General features: G+C 61.3%; 13 protein-coding genes. 3 read left to right on the top strand and 10 right to left on the bottom strand.

Annotated features, from left to right (window positions below; all coding sequences use genetic code 11):
• From C8K14_RS21985 to C8K14_RS23280, 9 genes are all read right to left on the bottom strand, one after another.
• A partial coding sequence (locus C8K14_RS21985) for a hypothetical protein (RefSeq protein ID WP_199223800.1) occupies positions 1-363 on the bottom strand: 363 nt, incomplete at its 3' end.
• A 56-nt stretch (positions 364-419) separates the two neighbouring features.
• Complete coding sequence (locus C8K14_RS21980; RefSeq protein ID WP_107719262.1) at positions 420-665, bottom strand: hypothetical protein; 246 nt, start codon at positions 663-665, stop codon at positions 420-422.
• Positions 655-933, bottom strand: coding sequence for a hypothetical protein (locus C8K14_RS21975; RefSeq protein ID WP_107719261.1), 279 nt, complete (start codon positions 931-933; stop codon positions 655-657). The genes C8K14_RS21980 and C8K14_RS21975 overlap by 11 nt, the downstream gene beginning before the upstream one ends.
• Before the next feature lie 17 nt (positions 934-950).
• Complete coding sequence (locus C8K14_RS21970; protein ID WP_133726921.1) at positions 951-1,592, bottom strand: hypothetical protein; 642 nt, start codon at positions 1,590-1,592, stop codon at positions 951-953.
• A 57-nt stretch (positions 1,593-1,649) separates the two neighbouring features.
• Positions 1,650-2,117 carry a hypothetical protein gene (locus C8K14_RS21965; protein WP_107719258.1) on the bottom strand — a complete coding sequence of 156 codons (468 nt, stop codon included), beginning with the start codon at positions 2,115-2,117 and terminating at the stop codon, positions 1,650-1,652.
• 139 nt (positions 2,118-2,256) lie between these two features.
• Complete coding sequence (locus tag C8K14_RS21960; RefSeq protein WP_107719256.1) at positions 2,257-2,688, bottom strand: hypothetical protein; 432 nt, start codon at positions 2,686-2,688, stop codon at positions 2,257-2,259.
• An 11-nt stretch (positions 2,689-2,699) separates the two neighbouring features.
• Positions 2,700-3,170 (bottom strand): hypothetical protein, encoded by a 471-nt coding sequence (locus tag C8K14_RS21955; RefSeq protein ID WP_107719254.1) that lies wholly within the window; start codon positions 3,168-3,170, stop codon positions 2,700-2,702.
• Positions 3,171-3,288: 118 nt separating this feature from the next.
• Positions 3,289-3,492, bottom strand: a complete 204-nt coding sequence (locus C8K14_RS21950; protein WP_107719252.1) for a hypothetical protein — start codon at positions 3,490-3,492, stop codon at positions 3,289-3,291.
• Positions 3,492-3,752, bottom strand: coding sequence for a carph-isopro domain-containing protein (locus C8K14_RS23280; protein WP_369974077.1), 261 nt, complete (start codon positions 3,750-3,752; stop codon positions 3,492-3,494). Before C8K14_RS23280 ends, C8K14_RS21950 begins: the two co-directional genes overlap by 1 nt.
• Positions 3,753-3,851: 99 nt before the next feature.
• On the opposite strand from C8K14_RS23280, the gene C8K14_RS21945 reads away from it, so the two are divergent.
• The gene (locus tag C8K14_RS21945) at positions 3,852-4,565 is read left to right on the top strand and encodes a S24 family peptidase (protein WP_158272004.1); all 714 of its coding nucleotides are present in this window, start codon (positions 3,852-3,854) and stop codon (positions 4,563-4,565) included.
• A 3-nt stretch (positions 4,566-4,568) separates the two neighbouring features.
• Here C8K14_RS21945 and C8K14_RS22530 read toward each other — a convergent pair whose 3' ends face one another.
• On the bottom strand, positions 4,569-5,033 hold the full coding sequence (locus C8K14_RS22530) for a hypothetical protein (protein ID WP_133726920.1): 465 nt from the start codon (positions 5,031-5,033) through the stop codon (positions 4,569-4,571).
• Between the two features lie 284 nt (positions 5,034-5,317).
• On the opposite strand from C8K14_RS22530, the gene C8K14_RS21940 reads away from it, so the two are divergent.
• Together C8K14_RS21940 and C8K14_RS21935 are read left to right on the top strand one after the other, a co-directional pair.
• The gene (locus C8K14_RS21940) at positions 5,318-5,497 is read left to right on the top strand and encodes a hypothetical protein (RefSeq protein ID WP_107719249.1); all 180 of its coding nucleotides are present in this window, start codon (positions 5,318-5,320) and stop codon (positions 5,495-5,497) included.
• The coding region (locus C8K14_RS21935; RefSeq protein ID WP_133726919.1) for a hypothetical protein at positions 5,494-5,729 on the top strand (236 nt) is incomplete at its 3' end. The genes C8K14_RS21940 and C8K14_RS21935, both read left to right, overlap by 4 nt.

The raw sequence follows: 5,729 nt of genomic DNA, 5'->3' as shown, positions 1-5,729 counted from the left end.
CAAGACTTCGCTGCACGGATCTGCAACGCCGCTGTTCCCCAAAAAGCGGCGATCTCGAAACACTTCCCAAGGGTCTCGACCTTCAACCAGCCAGACCAGTTCTGGAATGGCGTCGATCGTGCGCGCCCGCAGGTCCGCGAGAAACGCGCGCCACTCAGGATTGCCGTGATATTCCTCGATCGGCACATCTTCGGGCACGCGATAGTCGGGGAAATCCTCCGCTCGAACGGTCCAGTTGAGGCGGCGCCCAGTCACCAGTGCCGCGCCCTCGATCAGAAACCGATAGGCATCGGCATCCTCGTAAAGCGTATCGGTGAACACGAGGCCGAATTCGGCATCAGGATGTCTGCAACGATCGATCATCGCCGCGCGAAAGCTGCCTTGGCCAGCGGAAAACATGGTGTAACGGCGCGCCACTACTACTGCCCCCGCTTGATGTCGTAGGGATGGCTGGCATTCCGGCTCAGCTTCCCACCGCGCTGCCAGAACATCACCCGCTGGCTGATCCCCGCCGCGCCGCCGCCTTCCAGCACGACGCCGCGATACAGCCCCTTGTGCCGGTGCAGATCGACCACAGGCAGGCCAGCCACAATCTTGCGGCCTTCGAGCCGTTTCTCGTCTGGGCAGCACATCCGGCTGCGGGTCTGGTCGATGTCATCCGACATGCGCAGAGCCCTCCAGCTTGGCGCGCGCAGCCTCAGGGGCCATGTACTGGCAGAGGCGCCGGTAATCCTTACGCAGGTGATCGGGGATATCGGGCCAGGATGCCGGGCGGCGGCCGCTGGTGGCCATGGGCAGCCCGTAATCCCGCGCAACCCGCCAGATCAGGTCGTAACTGACGCTGAACCGGGCCGCTATTGCCTTACGGGGCTCGCTCCCGCGCAAAGCCTGCGCGATCTCGCGGCGGCGGCGCGCGCACTCGACGTGGCTCATCGACGATGATCTGCCCATCAGCGTGCCCCCATCATCATGGGGCGCAGCACTTCATCCTTGAGCCATGGCGGCGTGATGTTGCGCGAGCCCAGGCCATAGGTCATCAGCCCGATCGCCGCTGCCTCGTCTGGCTTGCGGAACTGGAAACCCAGATGCCGTGCCCGCTCGACATAGAGGTCGGTGATGGTCTTGCGCTTGGTTCCGCGCTTCTGCGGCCCGATGAAATCCCGCTGCCATGAGGCGCGGTGCAGATCTTGGATCGACCGGCAGTGGTAGGCGAACGCGAAGCTTTTGACGTGCCCGACCAGTTCAACCAGGATGTCGTTGCCGGCGTTGGTCGCCTGGCCGCGATGCTGGGCAGCCAGTGGCTGCTCATAGATGATGTGCTCAAAGGGCGCGAAATCGTGGAGCACCGCCAGATTGCTGTGCAGCTTGGCGTGTGGCTCCCCTTCGCGGCTCCACTCCGACTTGAGTGCCCAGGCCCCATGGGCCACGCTGGTGCCGTCGAACACGCGCCAGTTCGAACTGGTTGCGCTCAGCTTGAGCACGTCCAGCACCTTGAGCCATTTCGGCGTCGAGAACTTTTCGCGGATATCGCCTTCAAACCAGACCATCCAGCCGGTCGATGATGCGGAAACGTCAAGCGCTAGGTGGCTCAAGATGCCCTCCCATTGTCTCCGAAGACCGGGGGCGCACGGCGGCGCCCCCGCAGTCGGTCAGTTCAGTTTCAGATTGGTGGGATCGACGTCGGCCGCCGCGGCGAAATCGCCGTCATCGAAGTCGGGGTCAGGGACCGTCACCAGCTTGGGCCGGCGGCGCGCGCTGGTCTTGACCACTGGATCATTCGGCGCCGCGCCTACGGCCATCGCCACCAGGTCGAACGGGCGGTGATAGTTGCGGTGTTCCAGCCCCAGGTGCAGCGCCAGCAGCACATGATCGAGCTTCGCATCTTCCATGCCATCCAGCTGGGAGATGAAGTTCAGCACCATGCGCGGGAAATGGCACTCATCCTTGATCCGGCGGTGCGGATCGGAAAGGTCGCCGCGCTTCTCGGCAATGAATGCCTCACGCGGCTTGATTTCCTCATCCAGGATCTTGAGTGCCTTGGCGGCATCAGGGCGATTGTAGACTTCGCCACCATCATCGGCGGGCTGGTCATTTTCCTTCGTTTTCGGTCGGGCCATGGCGGCCTCCTTTCACCAGAGGGGATCGGGGGAGAGGCTTAACGCTGCGGCCTTCGGAGCAAGGACCGTCCAGTCAGCGCTGCGCAGGGCCTATCGACACCCCAGCCTCTCTTTGACGCGGCCCCGCCCGCGCTGGATCTCAGGCGCTGCGACGTCCGCGCACTTCGGCAACCACCTCGGCGCGCGGGCGCAGATGCAGATTGGCCAGGGCCTGCACGGTGTGCTGGCGGCGCGCCTCGGCATCGGCAGCCTTCATAGCCGCGCGCTTCGCTTTCTTGCGCGCCGCGCGTGCCGCGGCCCTGGTGCGTTCGGCAGCGATCAGCCGTTCGCGCGCCCGGTGTGCAACGATCTCGGCGCCAAGCTCATCGGCGATCTTGCGGAATTCGTCGGCATCGCGGAACGCATCGCCCAGTGCACGCTGCAGGTTGGTGATGTGGCCCTCGGCCCGGTCAAGAGCGCGGCGCAGCGCATATGCCCGGCGTTCGGCGCGCTGCATGGCAATTGCAAAGCCGATGGCAACGACAGATTCAGCAACCAACAAGCTGGCGGCAATCAGAGGGGCATCAAGCATGGCGACCTCGCTCAGTGTTTGTGCAGGCTGGAAAGGGGGATCAGGCGCGCGATGATGTCATCGGCGGCCTTCTGGGTGAGCGGCTGCTCGATGTGATCGATGCGCCCGTCTCTGGCGGCATCACCGATCACGCTCAGTCCCGGCAGCACATCGGCCAACAGGCTGCGGATATCGCCTTCCTCGACATCGTCGATGCGCGCGGCGCCGCCGTAACCGATCTGGGCGAGCATCCCGTTCACCGCGCCATCGCCCAGCGCGTAGCAGAGCGAGAGCGCCACACCGGCGCCGACCTTGCGGCGGCCGCCATCGCTGCGGCGGATCGCATCGAGCACCGCAGTGGTGATGCCAGCCGCATTCGCCAGTTCGTCGCGCGTCATCGCGCGCTCGACATGCAAGACACGGTGGATCTGGCTGCTCAGCCAGGCCTGAAAGCGATCGTCTGAAACCAGGCCGTCGGTTGTGACGGTTTTGCGCTGCAACATGATCTAACTCGTTTCGAAGAAAGGAGTGGTTGAAATGGTGAAAGCGGGGACGGCAAAATCGTGGATGGATACTGCCGCCCCCGGCTCGCTCGGTGCGACCCGGCGGGCTATTCGGTATTCAGGTCGGCGCGTGCTGGGCCTGGTGCGCAGGCGCAAAGAGGCTGGCGCAGACTTCGCCGCTCAGGGTGATGGTTGCGCAGCCGGCCAGGTTGGCCACGGCCACATGCATCTTGTCGCCATCGATCGGGGTGACCCAGATCCTGGCATGATCCTGCTGGTGGTGGCGGATTTCGGGGCCGGCGGGGAGGATCACGTCAGCCATTACGGCACCTGCTCGACCGGCCCGGCTGCGCCAACGTCAGCAGTCGCGTGCGCGCTCGGCGAAACATCGGACGGCACCAGGTCTGCGAGGCAAATCTGTGACCCGATCTCCTTTGCCACACCAATGACCTCTGCCCAGCGATTGGTCGGGATCAGGTTGCGGCTATGCCATCCCTGTACCGTGGTGTGATGGGGGTGGCCCAGGCGCCTCGCGAGAGCGCGTATTCCACCCAGTCGGACGATGATGGTTCGGTGTTCCATACGCAGGATGATGTACATTCCATGTGTACATCAGTCAACGTGGATTGTGTTCGGTGTGTTCTCGATACAGATCCCATGGCTGAGAACCGAACCACTGGCATGATTCTGCGCGATCTAATGACGCGGGCCGGCCTGACAATCAGGGGCTTCGCTCAGGCTGCGGGCTACAAACACGGCTCTGGCGTGCAGCGATATGTCGAACCTGACTTTGACGGGATGCTCAGCCCATCAGTGGCCAAAAGGATGGCGTCGGCGCTTGTTGGGCGCGGGACGCCAGCCATTGATGAGCGCGAGATCTTTTCGCTGGTTGGCATCCCGGAGCCAAATGCAAAGGTCATCCTGATGGAGGGGGCGTCGCTTGAGCGCCCGCAGGAAAACTTGCAGGTATGGGGTGCTGCATTGGGATGTGAGCGGGAATTTGATGGAGTCGCAGTGGAACTGACGACGCTGAACACAGGTGACGTAATTGATTACGTGCGCCGGCCAGTAATGCTGAATGGAAAAAAGGGCGTCTATGCATTGCATGTACAGGGCTCGTCCATGCACCCCGCGCTTCCCGACGGGGAGATGATTGTAGCCGCCAAGGACATGCCCCTTAGCATTGGTGATAACGTCGTTGTGTTTCTAAGGCCTGTCGATCATGAGTTTGACGACGGCCAAACTGCGCGTGGCGTTCTGGTCAAGGAACTGGTCAGACGGTCGGCCAGCTTCGTAGAACTTCGCCAATACCAACCGGCCAAAGATTTTCGAGTGGACATGCGAGATGTGCTTAGGATTGATCGCGTTCTGACTCGCCGCGAGATGCTGTCCTAGAAGTTACATCCCATAGATGGACATGGAGCGAAGCTCTTCATTCTGGAAAATCAGAAGGATACCACGCCGCACGTTACCCCATCGGTACATAGCTGAAGAATACCCTCCATAAGAAGAGTAAGAAACCTCCTGGAAATCGTCACCCAAAATCCACTCAGCTTCGCCTAATGTCATTTTTGTCCTAAGTTGGTTATAACCTGCGCGGGTTACGCCATAGCGAGCAGGCTTGAATTTTTCAGGAATGCTAGAAAACGTGGCATTTTTCTTTTCTGAAAAACAGGCAGCTTGAGCGTCAATATCTGGGAATTTATCTTCGCATTCCATTCTGACCTTATCAAACGCGATTTGACTTCCCAACGAAGCCCGCATTTGCCGCCTATCGTTTAGAATTTCTCCTATCTTGACAATTCTATGCTCCTTACAAAGCTGGCCATCGCATTTCCCGGATTCCTGCATCGCAAAGTTCACATAGCATTCCTCATCAGCGGTGAGGTGACCAGAGACTCCTGGCCCAGGGAAAGTGCCTACGCCGGCTATAAAAACGCCCGTGATGATCGCAGATGTACATGCCGGCACGGCCCCAACCTTCCCTGACTTTGGTTCGCGAATAACTGCGACGCCTCGCCGTGGAACATAGCGGATTGTCGACGGCTTTGCATCCGCCCAGGGTGTACGCAAAAAACGTTCATTTGGCGCTTGCGTGATGTACACTTGATATGTACAAACGCCTTCAGCAACCCGCTGGAGGCGATATGCGAACTTTCAATCCAACCACCCAGGCGCGCGATACCGCCGCCGCTGATATCAAGCGCATCAGGCGGGACATGGCTGCGGAAAAGGCTGCCGATCCCGCCGCCTTTGCTGCGGAATGCGACGCCGCCAAGGAGCGCGCCCAGCGTTACCAGCGCATGGCCCGGGGGAACCGGGCATGAGCGCGCGCGCAGCCACGAAGGCCAAGCCGACTGAGGCGATTGAAGGCGAAATCCTGCCGCCGGCTACCACCGACATCATCCAGGCTGTTTTCGACCAGCCCGAGATTGCCCTGCTCGATCCTCAGCGCCGCGAGACGTTCGTGGCAAAGGTGCGCGAGGCATCGCTGATTGCCGAGCCCGACGCCTCCACGTCGAAGGGCCGCGACGAAATCCGCAAGGCCGCCGCCAAGGT

Origin of the sequence: Novosphingobium sp. GV079 (genome assembly GCF_003058045.1) — a bacterium.
Taxonomy (GTDB): domain Bacteria; phylum Pseudomonadota; class Alphaproteobacteria; order Sphingomonadales; family Sphingomonadaceae; genus Novosphingobium; species Novosphingobium capsulatum.
The sequence above is the reverse complement of the archived record's forward strand: the minus strand, read 5'-3'. Positions and strand labels throughout refer to the sequence as shown.